Source organism: Mycobacterium sp. IS-1556, assembly GCF_001499985.1.
Taxonomy (GTDB): domain Bacteria; phylum Actinomycetota; class Actinomycetes; order Mycobacteriales; family Mycobacteriaceae; genus Mycobacterium.
In genome coordinates this window covers 294027-315580 of the sequence record NZ_LQIM01000012.1, presented here as the reverse complement: position 1 = coordinate 315580, position 21554 = coordinate 294027, and the positions used below count along the sequence as shown (strand labels likewise).

At 67.3% G+C, this 21554-nt stretch carries 25 protein-coding genes and 1 pseudogene; 16 read left to right on the top strand and 10 right to left on the bottom strand.

What is annotated here, in order from left to right; genetic code table 11:
- Positions 1-49 precede the first annotated feature (49 nt).
- Positions 50-244, bottom strand: a complete 195-nt coding sequence (locus AU187_RS10885; protein ID WP_059099831.1) for a DUF7455 domain-containing protein — start codon at positions 242-244, stop codon at positions 50-52.
- Positions 245-375: 131 nt separating this feature from the next.
- Here AU187_RS10885 and AU187_RS10880 point away from each other — a divergent pair, with 131 nt between their 5' ends.
- The 3 genes from AU187_RS10880 (at position 376) to AU187_RS10870 (ending at position 2224) form a co-directional block, all read left to right on the top strand.
- Positions 376-735: a DUF952 domain-containing protein gene (locus AU187_RS10880; RefSeq protein ID WP_059099832.1), complete on the top strand. Its 360-nt coding sequence runs from the start codon at positions 376-378 to the stop codon at positions 733-735.
- 67 nt (positions 736-802) lie between these two features.
- Entirely contained in the window at positions 803-1585 is a 783-nt protein-coding gene (locus AU187_RS10875; RefSeq protein WP_059099833.1) for a hypothetical protein, read from the top strand.
- A gap of 159 nt (positions 1586-1744) precedes the next feature.
- A complete protein-coding gene (locus AU187_RS10870) occupies positions 1745-2224 on the top strand; it encodes a hypothetical protein (RefSeq protein ID WP_059099834.1) in 480 nt (159 codons plus the stop codon).
- A gap of 4 nt (positions 2225-2228) precedes the next feature.
- Here AU187_RS10870 and AU187_RS10865 read toward each other — a convergent pair whose 3' ends face one another.
- Both AU187_RS10865 and ppgK read right to left on the bottom strand, forming a co-directional pair.
- Positions 2229-3758 (bottom strand): RNA polymerase sigma factor, encoded by a 1530-nt coding sequence (locus tag AU187_RS10865; protein ID WP_059100140.1) that lies wholly within the window; start codon positions 3756-3758, stop codon positions 2229-2231.
- Positions 3759-3937: 179 nt separating this feature from the next.
- A complete protein-coding gene (gene ppgK, locus AU187_RS10860; protein ID WP_059099835.1) occupies positions 3938-4744 on the bottom strand; it encodes a polyphosphate--glucose phosphotransferase in 807 nt (268 codons plus the stop codon).
- A 135-nt stretch (positions 4745-4879) separates the two neighbouring features.
- On the opposite strand from ppgK, the gene AU187_RS10855 reads away from it, so the two are divergent.
- Positions 4880-5728: an inositol monophosphatase family protein gene (locus AU187_RS10855; RefSeq protein ID WP_059099836.1), complete on the top strand. Its 849-nt coding sequence runs from the start codon at positions 4880-4882 to the stop codon at positions 5726-5728.
- Positions 5729-5766: 38 nt separating this feature from the next.
- Here AU187_RS10855 and cei read toward each other — a convergent pair whose 3' ends face one another.
- Positions 5767-6423 (bottom strand): envelope integrity protein Cei, encoded by a 657-nt coding sequence (cei, locus tag AU187_RS10850; RefSeq protein ID WP_059099837.1) that lies wholly within the window; start codon positions 6421-6423, stop codon positions 5767-5769.
- Positions 6424-6588: 165 nt separating this feature from the next.
- Here cei and AU187_RS10845 point away from each other — a divergent pair, with 165 nt between their 5' ends.
- Positions 6589-6891, top strand: coding sequence for a DUF4193 domain-containing protein (locus AU187_RS10845; protein WP_014815424.1), 303 nt, complete (start codon positions 6589-6591; stop codon positions 6889-6891).
- Positions 6892-6913: 22 nt separating this feature from the next.
- Here the strand turns inward: AU187_RS10845 and AU187_RS10840 are convergent, their stop codons facing one another.
- Positions 6914-7390 carry a DUF3093 domain-containing protein gene (locus AU187_RS10840; RefSeq protein ID WP_059099838.1) on the bottom strand — a complete coding sequence of 159 codons (477 nt, stop codon included), beginning with the start codon at positions 7388-7390 and terminating at the stop codon, positions 6914-6916.
- A gap of 25 nt (positions 7391-7415) precedes the next feature.
- On the opposite strand from AU187_RS10840, the gene dut reads away from it, so the two are divergent.
- Complete coding sequence (gene dut / locus AU187_RS10835) at positions 7416-7880, top strand: dUTP diphosphatase (protein WP_059099839.1); 465 nt, start codon at positions 7416-7418, stop codon at positions 7878-7880.
- A 1-nt stretch (position 7881) separates the two neighbouring features.
- A complete protein-coding gene (locus tag AU187_RS10830) occupies positions 7882-8682 on the top strand; it encodes a DUF3710 domain-containing protein (RefSeq protein WP_059099840.1) in 801 nt (266 codons plus the stop codon).
- Positions 8683-8789: 107 nt separating this feature from the next.
- Here AU187_RS10830 and AU187_RS10825 read toward each other — a convergent pair whose 3' ends face one another.
- Positions 8790-9491: an alpha/beta fold hydrolase gene (locus tag AU187_RS10825; RefSeq protein ID WP_059099841.1), complete on the bottom strand. Its 702-nt coding sequence runs from the start codon at positions 9489-9491 to the stop codon at positions 8790-8792.
- Between the two features lie 134 nt (positions 9492-9625).
- On the opposite strand from AU187_RS10825, the gene AU187_RS10820 reads away from it, so the two are divergent.
- Together AU187_RS10820 and AU187_RS10815 are read left to right on the top strand one after the other, a co-directional pair.
- Positions 9626-9997, top strand: a complete 372-nt coding sequence (locus tag AU187_RS10820; protein ID WP_059099842.1) for an OB-fold nucleic acid binding domain-containing protein — start codon at positions 9626-9628, stop codon at positions 9995-9997.
- On the top strand, positions 9994-10698 hold the full coding sequence (locus AU187_RS10815) for a DUF3159 domain-containing protein (RefSeq protein WP_059099843.1): 705 nt from the start codon (positions 9994-9996) through the stop codon (positions 10696-10698). Before AU187_RS10820 ends, AU187_RS10815 begins: the two co-directional genes overlap by 4 nt.
- A gap of 27 nt (positions 10699-10725) precedes the next feature.
- Here the strand turns inward: AU187_RS10815 and AU187_RS10810 are convergent, their stop codons facing one another.
- Positions 10726-11391 carry a potassium channel family protein gene (locus tag AU187_RS10810; protein ID WP_059099844.1) on the bottom strand — a complete coding sequence of 222 codons (666 nt, stop codon included), beginning with the start codon at positions 11389-11391 and terminating at the stop codon, positions 10726-10728.
- 37 nt (positions 11392-11428) lie between these two features.
- Positions 11429-12100, bottom strand: a complete 672-nt coding sequence (locus tag AU187_RS10805) for a potassium channel family protein (protein WP_059099845.1) — start codon at positions 12098-12100, stop codon at positions 11429-11431.
- An 86-nt stretch (positions 12101-12186) separates the two neighbouring features.
- Between AU187_RS10805 and AU187_RS10800 the strand changes: the two genes are divergently transcribed.
- From AU187_RS10800 to AU187_RS24965, 4 genes and pseudogenes are all read left to right on the top strand, one after another.
- On the top strand, positions 12187-14181 hold the full coding sequence (locus tag AU187_RS10800) for an APC family permease (RefSeq protein ID WP_059100141.1): 1995 nt from the start codon (positions 12187-12189) through the stop codon (positions 14179-14181).
- Positions 14169-15416: a class I SAM-dependent RNA methyltransferase gene (locus tag AU187_RS10795; RefSeq protein WP_502687752.1), complete on the top strand. Its 1248-nt coding sequence runs from the start codon at positions 14169-14171 to the stop codon at positions 15414-15416. Before AU187_RS10800 ends, AU187_RS10795 begins: the two co-directional genes overlap by 13 nt.
- A gap of 19 nt (positions 15417-15435) precedes the next feature.
- Positions 15436-17544, top strand: a complete 2109-nt coding sequence (locus tag AU187_RS10790; protein WP_059099847.1) for a catalase — start codon at positions 15436-15438, stop codon at positions 17542-17544.
- Positions 17545-17548: 4 nt separating this feature from the next.
- Positions 17549-18029, top strand: a pseudogene (locus AU187_RS24965) (MSMEG_6728 family protein).
- On the opposite strand, the gene AU187_RS10785 reads toward AU187_RS24965, so the two are convergent.
- The gene (locus AU187_RS10785; protein WP_082683910.1) at positions 17984-18397 is read right to left on the bottom strand and encodes a GbsR/MarR family transcriptional regulator; all 414 of its coding nucleotides are present in this window, start codon (positions 18395-18397) and stop codon (positions 17984-17986) included. The pseudogene AU187_RS24965 and the gene AU187_RS10785 sit on opposite strands and share 46 nt — an antisense overlap.
- A gap of 208 nt (positions 18398-18605) precedes the next feature.
- On the opposite strand from AU187_RS10785, the gene AU187_RS10780 reads away from it, so the two are divergent.
- From AU187_RS10780 to AU187_RS10770, 3 genes are read left to right on the top strand one after another with little or no spacing between them, the layout of a single operon-like run.
- Positions 18606-19511 (top strand): ABC transporter ATP-binding protein, encoded by a 906-nt coding sequence (locus tag AU187_RS10780; RefSeq protein ID WP_059099849.1) that lies wholly within the window; start codon positions 18606-18608, stop codon positions 19509-19511.
- Positions 19508-20248 (top strand): fluoroquinolone export ABC transporter permease subunit, encoded by a 741-nt coding sequence (locus tag AU187_RS10775; protein ID WP_059099850.1) that lies wholly within the window; start codon positions 19508-19510, stop codon positions 20246-20248. The genes AU187_RS10780 and AU187_RS10775 overlap by 4 nt, the downstream gene beginning before the upstream one ends.
- Positions 20245-21003 carry an Rv2686c family ABC transporter permease subunit gene (locus AU187_RS10770; RefSeq protein WP_059099851.1) on the top strand — a complete coding sequence of 253 codons (759 nt, stop codon included), beginning with the start codon at positions 20245-20247 and terminating at the stop codon, positions 21001-21003. The genes AU187_RS10775 and AU187_RS10770 overlap by 4 nt, the downstream gene beginning before the upstream one ends.
- On the opposite strand, the gene AU187_RS10765 is transcribed toward AU187_RS10770, so the two are convergent.
- Positions 20985-21449 carry an Rv1443c family protein gene (locus AU187_RS10765; protein WP_059166683.1) on the bottom strand — a complete coding sequence of 155 codons (465 nt, stop codon included), beginning with the start codon at positions 21447-21449 and terminating at the stop codon, positions 20985-20987. The two genes, AU187_RS10770 and AU187_RS10765, sit on opposite strands and share 19 nt — an antisense overlap.
- Positions 21450-21554 lie beyond the last annotated feature (105 nt).

Sequence of the window (21554 nt, the reverse complement as noted above, 5' to 3'; positions counted from 1 at the left end):
CCTGACGAAGTGTGCTCCTGCCCAGTGCGGCTCTGCGCCGTGTCGGGCGTTATGCCTCCACCGGGCTGACTTCGAGAACGGCGGCCAATTCGATCAGCTTGGTCTCGTGCTCGTTGGCGTGGTGCTGGCAGAAGAGCAACTCCGCTCCCGACGGAAGCGTCGCGCGAACCCGGGCGGCGGCACCGCAACGATCGCAGCGGTCAGCCCGGCTCAACGGGGGACTAGTGAGCGTTGCGTTCGTCATTGCGGACCTCCGTACTGTTCGCGTGCATCTACTGTCTCAGACGTATTGGCTTCCGGCGTTGTTCCCAAGGGGTTTACCGGTGTGTCGTGTCTCACCGTTACCTCGAGTTGCCGACACGGCAGGCTGGCGATATGAACCACTCGCCGCCAGTGCTGGTCCACCTGTGTAGCACGGACGAGTGGCGATCGGCACAAGCGCTCGGCGCGCATCGCCCCGATTCGCTCGGCGCGAACGGGTTTGTCCACCTCTCGACGGCCGAGCAGGTACACCTGCCGGCCAACCGGCTCTACGCCGGTCGTACCGACCTGGTGCTGCTGCACATCGACGCCGCGCAACTGTCCTCTCCCGTTCGCTGGGAACCCGGTATGCCCGCTGATCCAGTGGGAATGGTGTTCCCACATCTGTATGGGCCTTTGCCAACGGACGCTGTGATACGCGTCACGCCGTATCTGCCCGGGGCCGACGGCCGGTTCGCTCCGCTCACACCCTAGGCGGCCTCGCCCGCGCCGTGGTGTTCACGGTCCGCGGCCCGAGGGCTTCTACGTACACTTACAAATCGTGGGCATTCTGTTAGGTCTCGCACCCTGGATCGTCTACTGGGTGCTCATCGGCAACGTTCCGTTCACCGTCGCGGTACTGACCGCCCTGGCGGTCGCGGTCGCGGCATTCGTGCTGGGGCAGGTGCGCGGCGGACCGGGTCGGGTACTCGAAATAGGCGCGCTGGCAACCTTTTTGGTGTTGACCGTGTTGACCTTCACGCTCGACCGGTCGTTCATGGAACAGTGGATGCAGCCGCTGAGCAGCGCCGGCATCTTCCTGGTGACACTCACCGGCGTGCTGATCGGCAAGCCGTTTGTGCGTGAGTTCGCCGAGGTCGGCCAGCCGCCACACGTCGTCAAAAGCGACCTCTTCGCGAAGATCACCTCGCTGCTGACCTGGATCTGGGTGGCGGCGTTCGGCGGCATGACGCTGTCGTCGGCGATCCCGCCGATCGTGTACGGCGACGCGACCATCCTGGACACCAAGACCCCGCTGTCGTTCATCTGCTACTGGGTGATCCCGTTCGCGTTGTTGGCCGCCGCGGCGTTTGCGACGAGGGTGCTACCGGACCGGATCGCGGCCGGTGCGGACGACATCGTCCGCAAGACGTCGTTCGTCGCGTTCGCGGAGGCGGAGATCGATCAGTTGATATACCTGGCCACCGAACACGCCAATCGCGAGGTTGGCCCGGGCAAGGAGGCTTACGACATCAAAATCGGCAGCAAGGGAATTCCGTTGACCGGTGACGAGACTCGCGAGTCCTGGCCGTCGACGTACAAGGTGCGCGACAAGAAGCGATGATCCCGATCGGACCCGGCACCCAATTCACGACGAGTGTGTGGTTGATACACGCCTGACGCGAAATCGCGTGTAACAACCCGACACTCGCGACTTCCGTCCGGGCTCGCTTGCCCGTGATGCATACTTCCCTCTACGCAGCGGCAGATATCGAGGAGCGCCATGGGATTCAGGGGAGCAACTCCGGCGTCTGTTCTCGCGGCGGGCGTAGTCGCGGTTGCGTTCGCTGCGCCGGCATACGGCACGGACCAGATCACGGCGAATGCGGTCGGCACGTACGACGCCGAATACGAGTGGGGTACGAAGACGTGGGTCGTCACACCCTGCGAGGGCGACGCGTTCCAGTGTGTGCATGTCACCGAATACGATCCGGCCGACACCGAGCGGAAGTCCCCGGTATGGAGTGCGAACGCCTACTGGCAGGTCGGCTGGTGGATCGCCCGCGAAGCCCTGACCCGTGATGCGCTCGTGTGCGAGGACGGCTCGAAGCACGATCTGCCGATGAACTACGCATGGGACGCCGCGACGGGTGAGGCCGTGCAGTCCTTCTACGAACCCGGGATATGTGGCGAGGCGTACAACGGTTACAACGACATGATGCTGACCAAGACCGGACCCGCGCCGACGCCGACGCCGACGTAGGCGTTCAGTCCAGGTAGTCGCGCAGCACCTGAGAACGGCTGGGGTGGCGCAACTTCGACATCGTCTTCGATTCGATCTGGCGGATACGCTCGCGCGTCACGCCGTACACCTGACCGATCTCGTCGAGCGTGCGGGGCTGCCCGTCGGTGAGCCCGAACCGCAGCCGCACGACGCCGGCCTCACGCTCGGACAGCGTCTCGAGCACCGACTGCAACTGATCCTGCAGCAGCGTGAAGGACACCGCGTCGACGGCCACCACAGCCTCGGAATCCTCGATGAAATCACCGAGCTGCGAATCACCTTCGTCACCGATGGTCTGATCCAACGAGATCGGCTCACGCGCGTACTGCTGGATCTCCAGCACCTTCTCCGGCGTGATGTCCATCTCTTTGGCCAGCTCTTCGGGTGTCGGCTCGCGGCCCAGATCCTGCAGCAGCTCACGCTGAATGCGGCCGAGCTTGTTGATCACCTCGACCATGTGCACCGGAATACGGATGGTGCGCGCCTGGTCGGCCATCGCGCGGGTGATCGCCTGGCGGATCCACCAGGTGGCGTAGGTGGAGAACTTGTAACCCTTGGTGTAGTCGAACTTCTCGACGGCACGGATCAGACCCAGGTTGCCTTCCTGGATGAGGTCCAGGAACGCCATGCCGCGGCCGGTGTAGCGCTTGGCCAGCGACACCACCAGACGCAAGTTCGCTTCCAGCAGATGGTTTTTCGCGCGGTCACCGTCGCGACAGATCCACATCATGTCGCGGCGCTGCGCGGCGGGCAGCTTCTCGCCGCGCTCGGTCATCTCGGCCATCAGCTGGGTGGCGTAGAGACCGGCCTCGATGCGCTTGGCCAGCTCGACCTCTTCCTCGGCATTGAGCAGCGCGACCTTGCCGATCTGCTTGAGGTAGGCGCGGACCGAGTCGGCCGACGCGGTGAGCTCGGCGTCCTTGCGAGCCTGCCGCAGCGCCTCGGACTCCTCCTCATCCCAGACGAAGTCACCGGAGGCCTTGTCTTTCTCCGACGGCTCGGCGATCTCGTCGTCCTCGGCAGCGGCAGCCTCATCGGCGGACTCCGCCACGGGGGCGTCGCCGTCGGCGGCCTCGGCAACGTCCTCGGCAGGCTCGTCGACGGCGTCCTCGAGATCGTCGAGGTCGATGTCGGCCTCCTCGACCGCGAGGTCGTCGCCGGGCTCGGCTTCCAGCTCGTCGGTCTCGAGTTCGTCGGACTCGACGTCGGTCTTGGTGGTGTCCGGATCGGCGGCGGTGGCCTTTTTGGCGCGACCGCGGGGCGCAGCTGACTTCGCGGCCTTCGTCGCTCGCTTGGCCGGTGCCTTGGTCGCGGTGGCACCCGTTTCGCGGCTCACCGCGGTCTTGGCGGCCTTCTTTGCGGGTGCCTTGGTAGCCGTGCGCGCCTTGGCGCCCTTCTTGGCCGGCGCCGTCGCATTGGCGGGCTTCGCCGCTGTCTTCTTGGCGGGGGCGGCCTTGGTAGCGGTGCGCTTCACCGGCTCATCGGTCGCCGGGCTTGCCTTTGTCGCTGCCACGTACACCCTTTCCTTGTGCTACTCGTCGGTGGGCATGGGTGTCCCCATCGAGGAGCGTCGGCTGTCGAATATTGGCGGTTGATAATCGCCGCTATCCGGGCTGCGGCCGCCGTCGACCATTGTAACGACAGTGTGGGATAACGCCGCCTCGAGCGGCAAATTGCAGGTTCCGGGCGTGGCTACTTGGCAGTAGCTGTGACGTCCACCGCAGCAGCCATCGCGGCACCGACGATGCCCGCGGTGTTCTGCAGCGCCGCGGCGACCACCGGCGTGCGGTTCTTCAGCAGTGGAATCCACTTCTCGGCCTTTCGGCTGATGCCGCCGCCCGCGATGAACAGGTCGGGCCAGATCGCGTTCTCGATCGCTACCAGCACCTTTGTCACCTCGACGGTCCAGCGTTCGTAGCTCCAGTCCTTGCGTTCCTTGACCGACGACGCCGCACGGTGCTCGGCTTCCTTGCCGCCGACCTCGATGTGACCGAACTCGGTGTTGGGCAGCAGGACACCATTGTGGATGACCGCCGAACCGATGCCCGTGCCGAAGGTCAACAGCACGATGACGCCGGTGTTGTCCCGGCCCGCGCCGAACTTCTCCTCGGCCAGCCCGGCGGCGTCGGCGTCGTTGAGAACCGTCACCTGCTGCCCGCCGAGATGGTTCACGATCGCATCGCGGGCGTTCACGCCGATCCAGCGCTTGTCGACGTTGGCCGCGGTGCGCACGATCCCGTCGGTCACCACGCCGGGATAGGTGACCCCCAGCTTGTCGGTCCACCCGAACTCACGGACCACCGCGGCGACGGTCTCGGCGACCGCGTCGGGCGTCGCCGGCTGGGGCGTGGGCAGCTTGAACCGCTCACCGATCAACTGGCCGGTGTCCAGGTCGACGATGCCGCCCTTGACGCCGCTGCCGCCCACATCGACGCCGAACCCGCGGCGTTGGCCCTCGGCGGTGCTCGGCGCGACGGAGGGCGAATCGGTCGCGGTCATGAGCGCTCCTCCAGTTCAGCCAGGGCGTGCCCGAGATTTCGTGCGACCCACACCTTAGTGGCTCGCGGAAGGCTGCGCGTGGCTGTCGGGCGAGCAGGTCGCGACAACGTCGGCCGGACATGCTGCGATGGGTCAATGCCCGACAACGACGCCGATCCCGTCCTGCTGCGCTCGGTCGCCGAGCAACTGGCCACCGAGGCGGCCGCCTTCGTGCGACGCCGTCGCGCAGAGGTTTTCGGTGACGCCGCGTCGTCACCGGACACGCCCGGGGTAAGGACCAAGAGCTCGCCGACCGACCCGGTCACGATCGTCGACACCGAAACCGAACGGCTGATCCGCGACCGGCTTGCCGTGCTCCGTCCCGGCGAACATGTGCTCGGCGAAGAAGAAGGCGGGACTCCGGCCCAAGAGGGCGAACTGACCTGGGTGCTCGACCCGATCGACGGCACGGTGAACTTCGTCTACGGGTTGGACGCCTATGCGGTCTCGGTCGCCGTGCAACGCGACGGCGTCTCGTTGGCCGGTGCCGTCGCGAACGTGCCGACCGGCGCGGTGTACTCGGCGGCGGTCGGCCACGGCGCGCATCGGCGACACGCGGACGCGACCACGCCGCTGCGCACAACCACAGCCGACGATTTGTCAATGTCGTTGCTGGGCACCGGATTTTCCTATGACCGCGAGCAGCGGGCCCGACAGGCCGAGGTGCTGACCCGGATGCTTCCCGCGGTGCGTGACGTGCGCCGCATCGGCTCGTGTGCGCTGGATCTGTGCATGGTGGCGGCGGGTCAACTCGATGCCTATTACGAGGACGGCGTGCACCTGTGGGACTGGGCGGCCGGGGCGCTGATCGCCGCCGAAGCGGGCGCCACGTTGCGCCTGCCGCCGGGGGAGGGGTCGGCGGGCGGTCCCGGCTTCATCGTGGCCGCAGCGCCGGCCGTCGCGGCCGCCCTGGACGCCGCGCTGCGCCGCGCGGGCGCGGTGTAGGTCTTCGAGAAGCGGTTGCCGGACAACCGATTACAGGCTCAGCAGGCGCCCGAGTGGATCTCCGACAACAGATCCGGATCGGCCGGCTGGGTGGCATCCGGGCGCAGGCTCGCGAGCACCGCCTCGATGGCGTCACTGCTGCTCAGCTCGGTGAACTCGGTACCGAGGGCGAGGTCCACGCTGTCGTCGCCGCGGCCGTCCTGGAACAGTTCGGTGCACGGCGCGACCAGCCACACCGCGGCCGCCGCGGCGCGTCCGGCCTCGCCGAACCGGATCTGGCCTTGGCACTCGAGGCGGGCGGTGGCATAGAGCGGATCGTTGGCCGCGGTCGGTTCGGCGAACCCCAGATCCTTCAGCGCACTGGCCACCTCGGCGGCCTGTCCACCCTGGCCACTGGCGTTGAGCACCTTGATCTTCGTATCGGCGAGGCGGGCGGGAGCCACGTCGACCATGTCGGCGCGCGAGACCTGTTCACCGAGCGTCGGGGCGGGCGCGGCCGGGTCGGCGGGCGCGGGCGGCGGATTGCAGATGGCCGCCTCCTGCACGTCGGCGGGACGGTTCAGCGCGACGACCCAGACGAACAGCGTCACCACCGACAGCGCGACGAACAACACGATTCCCGGCAGGTAGTACCGCCGGCGGAAGGGGCGACCGTGCTCGTCGAACGCGGTTCCCTCGGTGATTTGCGCGACCACGAGTGCACTCTAAAGCCCCAGGTGCCGCCTTGTTCGCGTGGCACGATACGACCTGTGACATAAATCACAGTGGAACGGGTATCAATACGGGCACGAATCGTTTGGCGGATGCGTTCGACGCTGGTACAAAGCTCTGTCGCACAAGCTTTATTCGGAGGGGACGAGATGGCTACCGATTACGACGCCCCACGGCGGACCGAGACCGATGACGTCTCGGAAGACTCGCTCGAGGAGTTGAAGGCGCGGCGTAACGAGGCCCAGTCGGCGGTTGTCGATGTCGACGAGTCGGAGTCCGCGGAGTCCTTCGAATTGCCCGGCGCTGACCTGTCCGGCGAAGAACTGTCGGTGCGGGTGATTCCCAAGCAGGCCGACGAGTTCACCTGCTCGAGCTGCTTTTTGGTACACCACCGCAGCCGTCTGGCCAGCGAGAAGAACGGCGTCATGATCTGCTCGGACTGCGCGGCCTAGCTGCGCGGTCTGGATTCGCAGTTCAACTGCGCAGAGCGGACAGCACCCGGTCCGGATGCCGGCAACTGACCAGCCAATACGGGGTCGGATCATCTGGATCGTCGAGCACCAGCAGAACCATCGGACCCACCCAGGCGCGATGTACGACGAAGGCGGCCGGGTCCAGCTGACGGCCCAGCGCCGCGGATTTGGCGCTGCGCGGCACTTCGGCCGAGCGCGCGACCACATCGACAGGAAGGTGCGCGGCCCCGGCCCAGAGCTCGGTGCCGTCCGGTCCGCCGACGACCCGCACCTCGGTCCGGCCCAGCCACAGCAGGACGACGGCCGCGACCGGCAGCAGCAGGGCATAAGGCAGCCATCCGGGCACCCCGGGCACGCCCATCTCGATTTCGACGGCGATCAACGCCGCGAGGCCCAGGCCCGGCGGCCACCACCACCACGGCACCCAAAGCCGCTCGCGGTAGCGCACGGATTGCGACGTGGCGCGCGTGTCGGACACGCGGCCAAGAGTAATCTCTGACGTCGTGCCCACCACCCTGGCGGTCGTCCGCCTCGACCCTGATCTGCCGATGCCCAGCCGCGCCCATCACGGCGACGCGGGCATCGACCTATTCAGTGCGCTCGACATCGAACTGGCCCCCGGCCAGCGTGCGCTGGTGCCGACCGGCATCGCGGCGGCCATTCCGCACGGGATGGTCGGTCTGGTGCACCCGCGCTCGGGTTTGGCTGCCCGCGTTGGGCTTTCGATCGTCAACAGCCCGGGGACGATCGACGCCGGGTACCGCGGTGAAATCAAGGTGGCGCTGATCAACCTCGATCCGCAGGTGCCGATCGTCGTGCACCGCGGGGACCGCATCGCGCAGTTGCTGGTCCAGCGGGTCGAGCTGCCCGAGCTGGTCGAGGTCACGTCCTTCGACGAGGCCGGTCTCGGTGACACATCCCGTGGCGATGGTGGCCACGGCTCCTCCGGCGGACATGCGAGTTTGTGAAATGGCATTCGGTAAACGCAAGGACAACGACGACATCGGCGGCGACCTGGCCGATCGAACCGGTGCTGGGCAGGAGACCGGCGACGAGGTCGAGAGCGGACTGGAGGGCCCCTTCGACATCGAGGACTTCGACGACCCGGAGGCGGCCGCCACCGGCCGGCTGAATCTGGGCTCGGTCCTGATCCCGCTGCCAGCGGCCGGTCAGGTGCAGGTCGAGCTCACGCAGCAGGGGGTGCCGAGCGCCGTGTGGGTCGTCACACCCCACGGCCGGTTCACCGTCGCCGCCTACGCCGCTCCGAAGACCGCCGGCCTGTGGCGCGAGATCGCCACCGAACTGGCCGACTCGTTGCGCAAGGACGGCGCCCAGGTGTCGATCAAGGACGGGCCGTGGGGCCGCGAGGTCGTCGGCGTGGCGGCCGCGCAGCAGGGCGAGGCCGCGCAGCAGGGTCAGCCCGGCGCGGTGCGCTTCATCGGGGTCGACGGCTACCGCTGGATGATCCGCTGCGTCGTCAACGGCCCTGAGGAACATTTCGACGCGCTCGCAGCCGAAGCGCGAGAAGCGTTGGCCGACACCGTGGTTCGTCGCGGTGACACCCCGTTGCCGGTGCGGACTCCGCTGCCGGTCGAGTTGCCCGAGCCGATGGCCAACCAGCTGCGCGCCGCCGCCGAACAGGCTGCCCAACAGGCGCAGCAAGGTCAGCAGGAGGGGCAGCAGCAGGAGCCGCCGCCCGCGCAGCCCGTGGCGCGGCGCAGCGCTCAGGGCTCGGCGATGCAGCAGTTGCGCACCATCACCGGCGGCTGACCCTTCGGACTTTGCGACTGACGGGTTGATCCCACGCATCGGGTGCATGCAATCCACCAGTCAGTGCCACCTGAACGGTCGCGCGCGTGGTCGCCGTCCTCCGCTCGCTAGTCAACGTCGCTCAACGCCGCCACACATGCCGCGCCGACCACCGCTGGATCGGCGCCCATCTCATCGAGTGTGAACGTGCGCAACGCCGCCTTCGGAGCCGCCGTCACCCACTCGATCGCGACCTCGAGGGGATGCACCGGGTCGTCGGTTGCCGCGGCGACGCCGAGCGGCACGGTCAACCGCGCCAACTCCGGACAGCTCGGTGCGACGTAGCGCGCCGCCTCCTCCATCGCATCGGGCAGTGCGGGCCACTGGGCCAGCCATGACCGGGTCAGCTCGTCGGCCAGCCACTGCGGGCTCGACGCCTGCATCGCTGCGGTGGCGGCGGCCAGCCCGTCGCGGCGCAGCACCTCTGCGGAATGCCGCGCCGCGGCCGCTGCGGGCGCCCGCAGCGGCGCGCCCGTCCACGCCGGCAAGGCGGCGAGCACACCGACCGTCCGACCGGGATGTGCCAGCGCCCACGAGACGGCCACGGCGGCGCCGATCGACACGCCGCCGACGGCTATGGGCCCCGTCACGGCCGCGTCCTCGAGGGCGGCGCGGTAACCCTCGACCAGTCGGTGTGGTTGCGGCGCCGGGGTGATGACCGTCGCGCCGCGGTCACGCAGGGCGGGGGAAAACGCCCGGTAGACGAAGTCGTCGTCGGAACCCGTGCCGGGCAACAGCACCGTGGGGACGCCGCGCAGATTGACCGTCATGCGTTGATCGTGCCCGGCCCGGTGACCGCTCGGCGCGCCGACCCGACCCCGCGTGGCAAATCGGAACCAAGAGGTCTAGCGTGGCGTTGGATTGGGTAGATCCATAGTGGATCTGCGATAGGTCAGGAGAGGCCATGGCTACGGCCGAAGGGTATCTGCGCCGGCTCACCCGGCGGCTGACAGAAGATCCCGAGCAGCTCGACGTCGAGGAACTCAGTGACGAAGTCGCCTCGACCGGCGCCCAGAAGGCGATTGACTGTCAACGCGGTCAGGAAGTCACGATGGTCGGCACACTGCGCAGCGTCGAATGCAACGGCAAGGCGTGTGCCGGCGGTGTGAAGGCCGAATTGTTCGACGGTACGGACTCGGTGATGCTGGTCTGGCTCGGCCAGCGGCGCATCCCCGGCATCGAGTCGGGGCGCACGCTGAAGGTGCACGGCCGCGTCGGCAAGCTCGACAACGGCGCCAAGGCGATCTACAACCCCCACTACGAGATTCAGAAGTGAGCGATCCCGGAACCGAACCGGGGAAGCCCTCCACCGAACAGACCAGCAAGGCCCACGCAGTCCTGCGACAGATGGGCGGCGTCAGCGGGCTGATCTACTCCTCGCTGCCCGTTTTGGCATTCGTTCCGGTCTCCCAGATCTTCGGGTTGATGCCCGCGATCATCGCGGCCCTCGGCGTGGCGACGGTGATCCTGGCGTGGCGACTGGCTCGCCGCGAGTCCACCCAGCCGGCGGTCTCGGGCTTCTTCGGGGTGGGAATCTGCGCGCTGATCGCCTACGTGACCGGGGAGTCGGAGGGCTACTTCCTCTGGGGCATCTGGATGTCGCTGTTGTGGGCGACGGTGTTCACGATCTCGGTGCTGATCCGGCGTCCCGTCGTCGGCTACGTGTGGAGCTGGGTCAGCGGCGGCGGCACGGACTGGCGCCGGGTGCGCAGGGCGCTGACGGCGTTCGACATCGCCACCCTGTTCTGGGTGCTGGTGTTCGCCTCGCGGTTCGTCGTGCAGCAGCATCTCTACGATGCCGGACAGACCGGCTGGCTGGGCGTCGCGCGCATCTCCATGGGGTGGCCGCTGACGGCGGTCGCCGCGCTGGTGACCTATTTGGCCATCCGGACGGCGCAGAAAGCCCTCACCGGCGACCAGGCTTCAGAGGATCTCCGCGACGCGGTGCCCGAGACGACCCGACCCGACGCCGGCTGAGAACAGCGGCGCGTCGCTCACGGCGAGTCAGCGCGGCTGCGGGTGCAGCAGCAGATCCTGCAACTGATCCTCGACCTCGGCGACGGCCACGAACAGCAACTCGTCGCCGCCCTCGAGCGGCTCGTCGGACTCCGGCACGATCACCCGCGGGCCCCGCAGGATCGTCACCAGCGCGCAGTCGCGGGGCAACTCGAGGCGTTTGACGGGCTTACCGCCCCACGGGGTGTCGTCGGGCAGCGTGATCTCGACGAGGTTGGCCTGCCCCTTGCGGAACTCCATCAACCGCACCAGGTCGCCGACCGCGACGGCCTCCTCCACCAGGGAGGCCAACATGCGGGGCGTCGACACCGCCACGTCGACTCCCCAGCTCTCGTCGAACAGCCACTCGTTGCGGGGGTCGTTGACGCGCGCGACCACCCGCTGCACCGCGAATTCGGTCTTGGCCAGCAGGCTGACCACCACGTTGACCTTGTCGTCGCCGGTGGCGGCGATCACGACGTCGAACTCCTCGAGCTGCACCGACTCGAGCAGGCTCAGCTCGCACGCGTCGCCCAGCCGCCACTGCGCGGCGGGAATCGCGTCGACGTCGATGTGGTCGGGGTTGCGTTCGAGCAACGTCACTTCGTGGGCGTCGACGAGCTCGCGTGCGATGGATCGGCCGACGGCGCCGGCCCCGGCGATGGCGACTTTCAACTACGCCACTCCTCGATGTCGTCGTCGGCGCGCTTCATCAGCTCTCGAGATCCTCGCTGGGCGGCAGGGCGGCGATGGCCAGCGCTTCGGCGATGTGGCCGGCGATCGCGGCCATGAACACCTGGTCGCTGGCCTGGATGACGGTTTTGCCGTCGGGCAGCAGGCCCGCGCCGAAGCGGATCAGGAACGCCACCCGGCCGCCGGTGGCCGTCTCCAGATCCGTGATCCGCCGACCCACCCACGACTCGTGCATGGCCAGTTCGGTCACGCCGACGTTGCCGGTGGGGTCGCGCCATCGGGCGGTCTCGGTTTCCCGGGTCAGCACGTTGAGCAGCCGGTCGGTCGTCCACGGCACGGTGGCCACCGTCGGGATGCCCAACCGTTCGTAGACCGCCGCGCGCTTCGCGTCGTAGATACGGGCGACCACACGCTCCACCCCGAACGTCTCGCGGGCCACTCGCGCCGAGATGATGTTGGAGTTGTCGCCGGACGAGACCGCCGCGAAGGCGCCGGCTTCCTCGATGCCTGCCCGCAGCAGCACGTCGCGGTCGAAGCCCATACCGAGCACCCGTTCGCCGGAGAACTCCGGAGACAGCCGGTGAAATGCCGTGCTGTCACGGTCGATGACCGCGACGTCGTGACCGATCCGGGCCAGGCTGTCCGACAGCGACGCACCCACCCGGCCGCAGCCCATCACCACTACACGCACTCCACGGTCCTTCCTGTCGAACCCGCGCAGTCGGAACGCTACAGCTTCCTGACGGCCATTTGCCGCTGGGCTTACTCTTGGCACTCGTGTCCAAGCTATCCAGGTTCGCGCGGCGGTTGGTCCTCGGCAGGCCGTTTCGCAGCGACAGGATTTCGCACACCCTGCTGCCCAAGCGGATCGCCCTTCCGGTGTTCGCCTCGGACGCGCTGTCGTCGACGGCGTACGCGCCCGAGGAGATCTTTCTCGTGCTCTCGGTCGCCGGGTTGGCCGCCTACTCGATGGCGCCGTGGATCGCCGTGGCCGTCGCGGCGGTCATGTTGATCGTCATCGCCAGCTACCGGCAGAACGTGCACGCCTACCCGTCGGGCGGCGGGGACTACGAGGTGGTCAACACCAATCTCGGGCCGACTGCCGGCCTGACGGTGGCGAGCGCGCTGCTGGTCGACTACGTACTCACGGTCGCGGTGTCGATGTCCTCGGCGATGTCGAACATCGGCTCGGCCGTGCCGTTCATCAACGACCACAAGGTGCTGTTCGCCGTCATCGCGATCCTGGTGCTGGCGGCGCTGAACCTGCGCGGCATCCGGGAGTCCGGAACCGCGTTCGCCATCCCCACCTACGCGTTCATCGTCGGCATGTTCGTGATGCTCGGCTGGGGGTTCTTCCAGCTCTACGCGCTCGGCGAGCCACTGCAGGCCGAATCCGCGGACTTCGAGATGCATTCCGAGCACGGCGAAATCCTCGGCTTCGCGCTGGTTCTGCTCGTCGCGCGGGCGTTCTCGTCGGGAAGTGCGGCGCTGACCGGTGTGGAAGCCGTCAGCAACGGGGTGCCGGCGTTCCGTAAGCCGAAGTCGCGCAACGCCGCAACGACGCTGGCGCTGCTCGGGCTGATCGCGGTCACGCTGTTCATGGGCATCGTCATGCTGGCCAAGGAAACCGGTGTGCAGCTGGCCGAGCGCCCACACGAACAACTGGTCGGCGCGCCGGCGGACTACCACCAGAAGACGTTGATCGCGCAGTTGGCCGACGCGGTGTTCCACGACTTCAGCGCCGGGCTGTTCATCATCGCCGGTGTCACCGCGTTGATCCTGCTGCTGGCTGCCAACACCGCGTTCAACGGATTCCCGGTGCTCGGATCGATCCTCGCTCAGGACCGGTATCTGCCGCGCCAGTTGCACACCCGCGGTGACCGGCTCGCGTTCTCCAACGGCATCCTGTTCCTCGCGTTCGCGGCGATCGCGTTCGTGGTGGCATTCCGCGCCGAGGTCACCGCGCTGATCCAGCTCTACATCGTCGGGGTGTTCGTCTCCTTCACGCTCAGCCAGGTCGGCATGGTCCGACACTGGACGCGGTTGCTGCGCACCGAGACCGAGCCCGTGGTCCGGCGCAAGATGATGCGGTCGCGGGTGATCAACTCGATCGGTTGCATCTGCACCGCGACGGTGCTGGTGGTCGTCGTAGTGTCCAAATTCCTTGTCGGAGCGTGGATTGCGATCCTGGCGATGGGCGCGCTCTTCGGGATGATGAAGCTGATCCATCGGCACTACGACACCGTGACGCGCGAACTCGAGGAGCAGGCCGCCGCCGAAAGCGACATGGTGCTACCGAGCCGCAATCATGCGATCGTGCTGGTGTCCAAACTGCACCTGCCGACGCTGCGTGCGCTGGCGTACGCCAGGGCCACCCGGCCGGACACGCTGGAAGCGATCACCGTCAGCGTCGACGACGGCGAGACGCGGGCACTCGTGCACAAGTGGGAGGACAGCGACATCAGCGTCCCGCTGAAGGTGATCGCCTCGCCGTACCGGGAGATCACCCGCCCGGTGCTCGAGTACGTCAAGCGGGTCAGCAGGGAGTCGCCGCGCACCGTTGTCACCGTGTTCATCCCCGAGTACGTCGTCGGCCACTGGTGGGAGCAGGTGCTGCACAACCAGAGCGCGCTGCGGCTCAAGGGCCGACTGCTGTTCGAGCCGAACGTCATGGTGACCTCTGTTCCGTGGCAGTTGAGCTCGTCGGAGCGGCTCAAGACGCTGCAGCCGCAGTCCGCCCCCGGCGACGCGCGCAGGGGATTCCTCGATTGACCGACGACCCCGGCGGTTCGCCAGGACCGCCGTTGGAACTCACGCTGACCGCCGGGCCGCCCGCCAACGGCGGCAGCTGTGTGGCGCGACACGACGGCCGGGTCGTGTTCGTCCGATACGCGCTGCCCGGTGAGCGGGTCAGAGTCCGGGTGCGAGCGGACCACGGAAAGTATTGGCACGCCGACGCTGTCGAGATCCTCGAGCCGTCCCCCGACCGGATCGCGTCCCTGTGCCCGATCGCCGGTGCGGACGGTGCGGGCTGCTGCGACATGGCGTTCGCCGAACCCGCGGCGGTACGCAGGCTCAAGGGCGCGGTCGTCGCCAACCAGCTGACGCGATTGGGCGGCTACCACTGGCGCGACGAGACCGACGCGACCGCCGAACCGGTCGGAGACGCCGGCGCCACGGGGTGGCGCACACGGGTGCGACTGGACACCACCCCCGACGGGCGAGCGGGCTTTCACCGCTTCCACAGCGCCGAACTGATCACCGAGCTGGACTGCGCGCAGTTGCCCGCGGGCATGCTCGACGGACTGGCCGACCGGAGTTGGCCGCCTGGCGCGGCGCTGCACGTCGCGCTCGACGACGACGGCGCGCGCCACGTCGTGCAGTCCGGGCCGCGGGCGCGACACAAGGGTGGACGCAAGGCCCATACGCAGGTGATCGAGGGCGAGTACGAAGCCGTCCAGCGCGTCGGGCACCGGACCTGGCGGGTGCCGGTGACCGCGTTCTGGCAGTCGCACCGGGACGCGGCACGGCTCTACAGCGACCTGATCGCCGAGTGGGCGCAGTTGAGCCACGGAATGACGGCATGGGACTTGTACGGCGGGGCAGGGGTTTTCGCAGCGGTCCTGGGGCAGCAGGTCGGCGAGACGGGCAAGGTCGTCAGCGTCGACACGTCGCGGGGGTCGTCGCGGGCGGCACGCGCCGCGTTGGCCGACATGGGTTGGGTGTCGGTCATCACCGACTCCGTGCGCCGCGCGCTGATGGCCCAGCCTGAGCGGGCCGACGTCGCGGTGCTGGATCCGCCGCGGACGGGGGCGGGTCGCGAGGTGATCGACCTGCTGGCCGGCGCCGGGGTGCCGCGGGTGATCCACATCGGATGTGAGGCAGCCTCTTTCGCCCGCGACATCGGGCTGTACCAGGGGCACGGCTATGCGGTGCAGGCGCTGCGGGTCTTCGACTCGTTCCCGTTGACGCATCACGTCGAGTGCATCGCGGTTCTCACCCGCTGATCTGGGTACCCGCCCCGGCATGACGGACAATGGCCAGAACGCAAAGCAAGAACAGCTCGACGGATCCCGGTTCGACAAGACGACGGGCTACCTGACCACGCAGCAGGGGGTGCGGGTCGACCACACCGACGACGCGCTGACGGTCGGGGAGCGCGGGCCCACGCTGCTCGAGGACTTCCACGCCCGGGAGAAGATCACCCACTTCGACCACGAACGCATCCCGGAGCGGGTCGTGCACGCCCGCGGCGCCGGCGCATACGGCTACTTCGAGCCGTACGACGATTCGCTCGCCGAATACACCGTCGCGAAGTTCCTCACCACGCCAGGCAAGCAGACGCCGGTCTTCGTGCGGTTCTCCACGGTGGCCGGCTCCCGCGGGTCGGCCGACACCGTGCGCGACGTGCGCGGCTTCGCCACGAAGTTCTACACCGACCAAGGCAACTACGACCTGGTGGGAAACAACTTTCCGGTGTTCTTCATCCAGGACGGGATCAAGTTCCCCGACTTCGTGCACGCCGTCAAGCCCGAGCCACACAACGAAATTCCGCAGGCGCAGTCCGCGCACGACACATTGTGGGACTTCGTGTCGCTGCAACCGGAGACGTTGCACACGATCATGTGGCTGATGTCGGACCGGGCGCTGCCGCGCAGCTACCGGATGATGCAGGGCTTCGGCGTGCACACCTTCCGGTTCGTCAACGCCCGCGGCGAAGGCACTTTCGTGAAATTCCACTGGAAGCCGCGCCTGGGTGTGCATTCGCTGGTGTGGGACGAGTGCCAGAAAATCGCGGGCAAGGACCCCGACTTCAACCGGCGCGACCTGTGGGACAGCATCGAGGCCGGCCAGTTCCCCGAGTACGAGCTGGGCGTGCAGCTGGTGCCCGAGAGCGACGAGTTCAACTTCGACTTCGATCTGCTCGACGCCACCAAGATCATTCCGGAGGAACAGGTTCCCGTCCGGCCCGTCGGCAAGATGGTGCTCAACCTCAACCCGGACAACTTCTTCGCCGAAACCGAGCAGGTCGCGTTCCACACCGCCAACGTGGTGCCCGGCATCGATTTCACCAACGATCCGCTGCTGCAGTTCCGCAACTTCTCCTACCTCGACACCCAGCTGATCCGGCTGGGCGGGCCCAACTTCGCGCAGCTGCCGGTCAACCGACCGCTGGCAGACGTCCGCAACAATCAGCACGACGGCTACGGACAGCACGCGATACCGCGGGGACGCTCCAGTTACTTCCCGAACAGCCTCGGGGGCGGCTGCCCGGCACTGGCCGACGAGAACGTGTTCCGCCACTACACCGAGAAAGTCGACGGCAACAAGATCCGCCAGCGCGCCAAGAGTTTCGAGGATCACTACAGCCAGGCGCGCATGTTCTGGAAGAGCATGTCCGCGCCGGAGGCCAAGCACATCGTCGCGGCGTTCGCGTTCGAACTCGGCAAGGTCGAGGTGGAGGAGATTCGGGCGCGCACCGTCGAACAGCTCAACCAGGTCGATCACGACCTGGCCGCGCAGGTCGCAGGCAAGCTGGGGCTACCCGAACCCGCCGAGCAGGCGGTGGACGACAAGATGCCCGCGTCACCGGCGTTGTCGCAGCTGAACACGGCGACCGACAGCATCGCCACCCGCAAGATCGCGGTGCTGGCCGCGGACGGCGTCGACGTGGAGGGCGCGCAGCGAACCATCGAGGCGCTGCAGCAACGCGGTGCGGTGGTCGAGGTGTTGGCGCCGGTCGCGGGCGGCACGCTGTCCGGCGGATCGGGCGGCGAACTGCCCGTCGACCGCGCGATCACGACGATGGCTTCGGTGCTGTACGACGCGGTGATCGTGCCGTGCGGGCCGGATTCGGCGCAGACGCTCTCCGGTGACGGGTATGCGATGCACTTCATCACCGAGGCGTACAAGCATCTCAAGGCCGTCGGCGCATGGGGTTCCGGCGTGGACCTGCTGCCCAAGGCCGGCGTCGCCGAAGAACTCGCCGACGACACGAACGTCGTTGTGTCCCACGGCGTTGTCTCGACCGCCGCGGCCGCCGGCGACCTCACCGACGAGTTCGCCGAGGCGCTGGCTTCGGTGCTGGCCCAACATCGGGCGTGGGACCGGGAGACCGATCCGGTACCGGCCTGATCGCGTGCAGACCTTCCTGCCCTACCCGGGCTTCGGCGACACCGCCGGCGTCCTGGACACGAAGCGGCTGGGCAAGCAGCGGGTGGAGGCCATCCAGGTGGTCCGGGCGCTGACGGTCCCGGGTTACGGGTGGCGCCATCACCCCGCCGCGGCGATGTGGGCCGGCTACGAAGAGGCCCTGGTCCGCTACGGGCTCGACATCTGCGCTGCATGGTGTCGACTGGGCCATGCCGACACGTGCGCGGCGACGATGGTCAGCGACCTCGCCACCGGCACCGGGATCGGCACGCCGCGCACGCAGGAGGAGCTGGTGGCGGCGGGGGAGGTGCCGCCGTGGCTGGGCGATCCGGCGTTTCACCGCAGCCACCAGTCGGTGCTGGTGCGCAAGGACCCGCAGCACTACCGCCGGTTCTTTCCCCGACGTGCCCGACGATCTGCCCTATGTCTGGCCCGCGTCAGACCGCGTCCGACGGGTGTCGATCTGACGCCACCGGTCCAGCAGCGCCGGAAGTTCATCCATGAGGAAGGCGTAGAAGTCGCGCATCTGCGTCAGCCGCTGCCCGGCAGTGCTGTCGCGGCCGGTAACAGCGATTGCGTCATCTGCCGCCGCCTGCATCGCGCCGATCACGTCGTTCTGCGCGGTATACAAAGTGGCCCACGCGTCATCGCGCAACCGGTAGTGGTCGCGCCGGCTCGCCGGCACGGGCACGCGCTCGACAAGTCCGACGGAGGTGAGCATCTTGACCGCACCCGAAATCGCGCCGGAGCTTGCCTGTAAGCGATCCGCCAGCTCGCCGGCAGTCATCGCCGATTGCTCGGTGCACAGCAGCGTGGACAGAACGCGAGCCGTCATCCGTTGCAGACCGTGATCGGTCAACACCAGGGCGAGCCGTTCGGCGGCCTCCTGTTGGTCGCGCGCTTCCGGCACCGCACTCCTCTCAAAGCCTTGAACGACAATCGTCTTCAGAATTCTCTGAAAGTTCAGTATATTAGCGGGCGGCGCTCCGGGAAGTCTGGTCGGAATCTTTGTTGACTCGTTCGCAGAAGGGATCTGACCAGCGATGCACACTGCCGAATCGGCCGGCGCACCCTGTGGGGTCGAAACCGACGTGATAAGTGTCCGTGGACTGACGTTCACCTATCCAGAGGCCGCCGAGCCGGCGATACGCGGCATGGACTTCGCCGTCGGCCGGGGCGAGATCTTCGGCTTTCTCGGACCCAGCGGTGCCGGAAAGTCGACCACCCAGAAACTGCTGATCGGTCTGCTGCATGGCCACGGCGGAGATGCCACGGTGTGGGGCAAGGATCCGCGGGCCTGGGGATCCGACTATTACGAGCGCATCGGCGTCTCGTTCGAGCTACCGAATCACTACCAAAAGCTCACCGGGCTGGAGAATCTGCAGTTCTTCGCTTCGCTCTACAGCGGCCAAAGGGCGGACCCGGTGGCACTGCTGGAGGCGGTGGGCCTGGCCGACGACGCGCACACGCGGGTTGGCAAGTACTCCAAGGGAATGCAGATGCGGCTGACGTTCGTCCGGTCGCTGATCAACGACCCCGAGCTGCTGTTCCTCGACGAGCCCACCTCGGGTCTCGATCCGGTCAACGCGCGCAAGGTCAAAGACATCATCCTGGATCTGAAGGCGCGGGGTCGAACGATCTTTCTGACCACTCACGACATGTCAACCGCCGATGAGCTCTGCGACAGAGTGGCTTTCGTCGTCGACGGCCGGATCGTCGCGCTCGATACCCCGGCCGAGCTCAAGATCGCCCGCAGCCAGCGGCGCGTGCGCGTGGAGTACCGCGGCGAAGGCGGACGCCTCGATGTGGCCGAGTTCGGTATGGACGGGCTCGCAGACGACCCGGGCTTTCACGCCGTACTCCGCAACCAACACGTCGAGACGATCCACAGCAGGGAGGCGACGCTTGACGACGTCTTCGTCGAGACCACCGGAAGGCAACTGACATGACACCGGAGCCGGGACTCCGGCGACATTGGGCCAGGTGGATCAGTGCGGTGCGCATCGAGGCGACGCTGCAGTACAGGCAGAAGTTCCTGCACGCGGGCGTCTTCTCCGGGCTGATGTGGCTGGCGGTGTTGTTGCCGATGCCGCGAAGCCTGCGCCCGGTCACCGAACCCTACGTTCTCTTCGGCGACATCTCGATCATCGGGTTCTTCTTCATCGGGGGCATCGTCTTCTTCGAGAAGCAGGAGCGCACGATCGGCGCCATCGTCTCCACCCCGCTGCGGTTCTGGGAGTATCTGTCTGCGAAAATCGCAGTGCTGGTGTTTGTTTCACTCTTCGTGGCGGTTGTCGTGGCGACGATCTCCAGTGGGTTCGGCTATGACCCTGTTCGCGTGGTCGTCGGTGTTGTGCTGGGCACGCTGGTGATGCTCCTGGTGAGTTTCATCAGCTCACTGCCGTTTTCGTCGGTGACCGACTGGTTCCTCGCCGCGACCATCCCGCTCGCGGTGTTGAGCTTGCCGATTCTCTTCTACGCCGGCGTGTGGCCGAACCCGGTGATGTACCTCATCCCCTCGCAGGGGCCGCTGCTGCTGCTGGGTTCGGCGTTCGGTCAGGTGACGCTCGCGCCGTGGCAAGTCCTCTATGCGGTGCTGTATCCGCTTGTTTGCGTGGCCGGACTGTGCTGGGTGGCGAAGGCGGCCTTCGACCGGTACGTCGTCGAGAGGTCGGGTGTGCTGTGAGGGCGGCATCGGCGAACGCACTGGCCGCCTTCGGCCGCAACGACATTCGCGGCACCTATCGGGAACCGCTGCTGGTGATGGTCGTCCTCGCACCCGTCATCTGGACTGCCGGGGTGGCGTTTCTGACACCGATGTTCACCGAGATGCTCTCGCAGCGTTACGGTTTCGACCTGGTGCCGTACTACCCCTTGGTGCTCACCGCGTTCCTGCTGCTGACGAGCATCATCATCGTCGGCGGGTTGGCGGCGATGTTGGTGTTGGACGAGCTGGACGGCGGCACGATGGCCGCGCTGCGGGTGACGCCGGTACCGCTGGTTACCTACTTCGCCTATCGTGCGGGCACCGTCATGGTGGTGACCACCATCTATGTGGTCGCAACGATGGGTTTCAGCGGAATTTTGGAGCCTGGGCTAATTCCTGTCCTCATTCCGATCGGGCTGGTGGCGGGGTTGTCGGCTGTGGTGACGCTGCTGCTGATCGTCGCGGTGGCGAGCAACAAGATTCAGGGCATCGCGATGATTCGCGCCCTTGGCATGCTGATCGCCGGGCTGCCCTGCCTGCCGTGGTTCATCGACTCGGCGTGGAACCTGGCCTTTGGAGTGTTGCCGCCCTACTGGGCTGCCAAGGCGTTCTGGGTAGCCAGTGATCATGGCGTCTGGTGGCCATATCTCGTTGGTGGCGTCGTGTACAACGTGACCGTCGCCTGGATGTTGTTCCAGCGCTTCATGGCGAAGGCTCAGCGTCCGGCGAAGTAGCGTGCCAGCCGTCGGTGCCGGTGGCCGAACAGCGCGCCGATGCCTGCCCCGACGAGCGGTGTGAAAAGCCGTAAAGGCGCTCTGAGGTCGAACGTGAGGCGGTCGCGCACAATGGTTTTGCCGTCGGCGGTGGACTCGATGGTGCGCTCATGGCGCCAGCGCCGCATGGACAGCATCGTCGACTCCTCGTGGAAGCCTCGCCCGGGCCACAGCTCGGCGATCGTGAGGTCGTCGTAGTCGAAGGGCACCACGCCGAACAGCCGCAGCCAGCACCGGCCGACCGGAGTGCCGACCGGAACAGTGTCGACCGTCAGATCCCCGGCGCCGCGCGGCATCGACATCGTCATCCACGGCCGCAGTTCGTCGTTGATGCCTTCCGGGGTGACCACGCGGGCCCATACCGCTTCGGCGGGTGCCTCGACGATGCTCTGGCGCTCGATGATCATGCCCTCTGACGGTATTCGACGTGGCCGGGTCCCGGGGCGCCACCGCATGCACTGCTAGGTTGGGCAGCGGTGTGCCGGGAAGCCTGGTCGGCAATTCGATTCCGA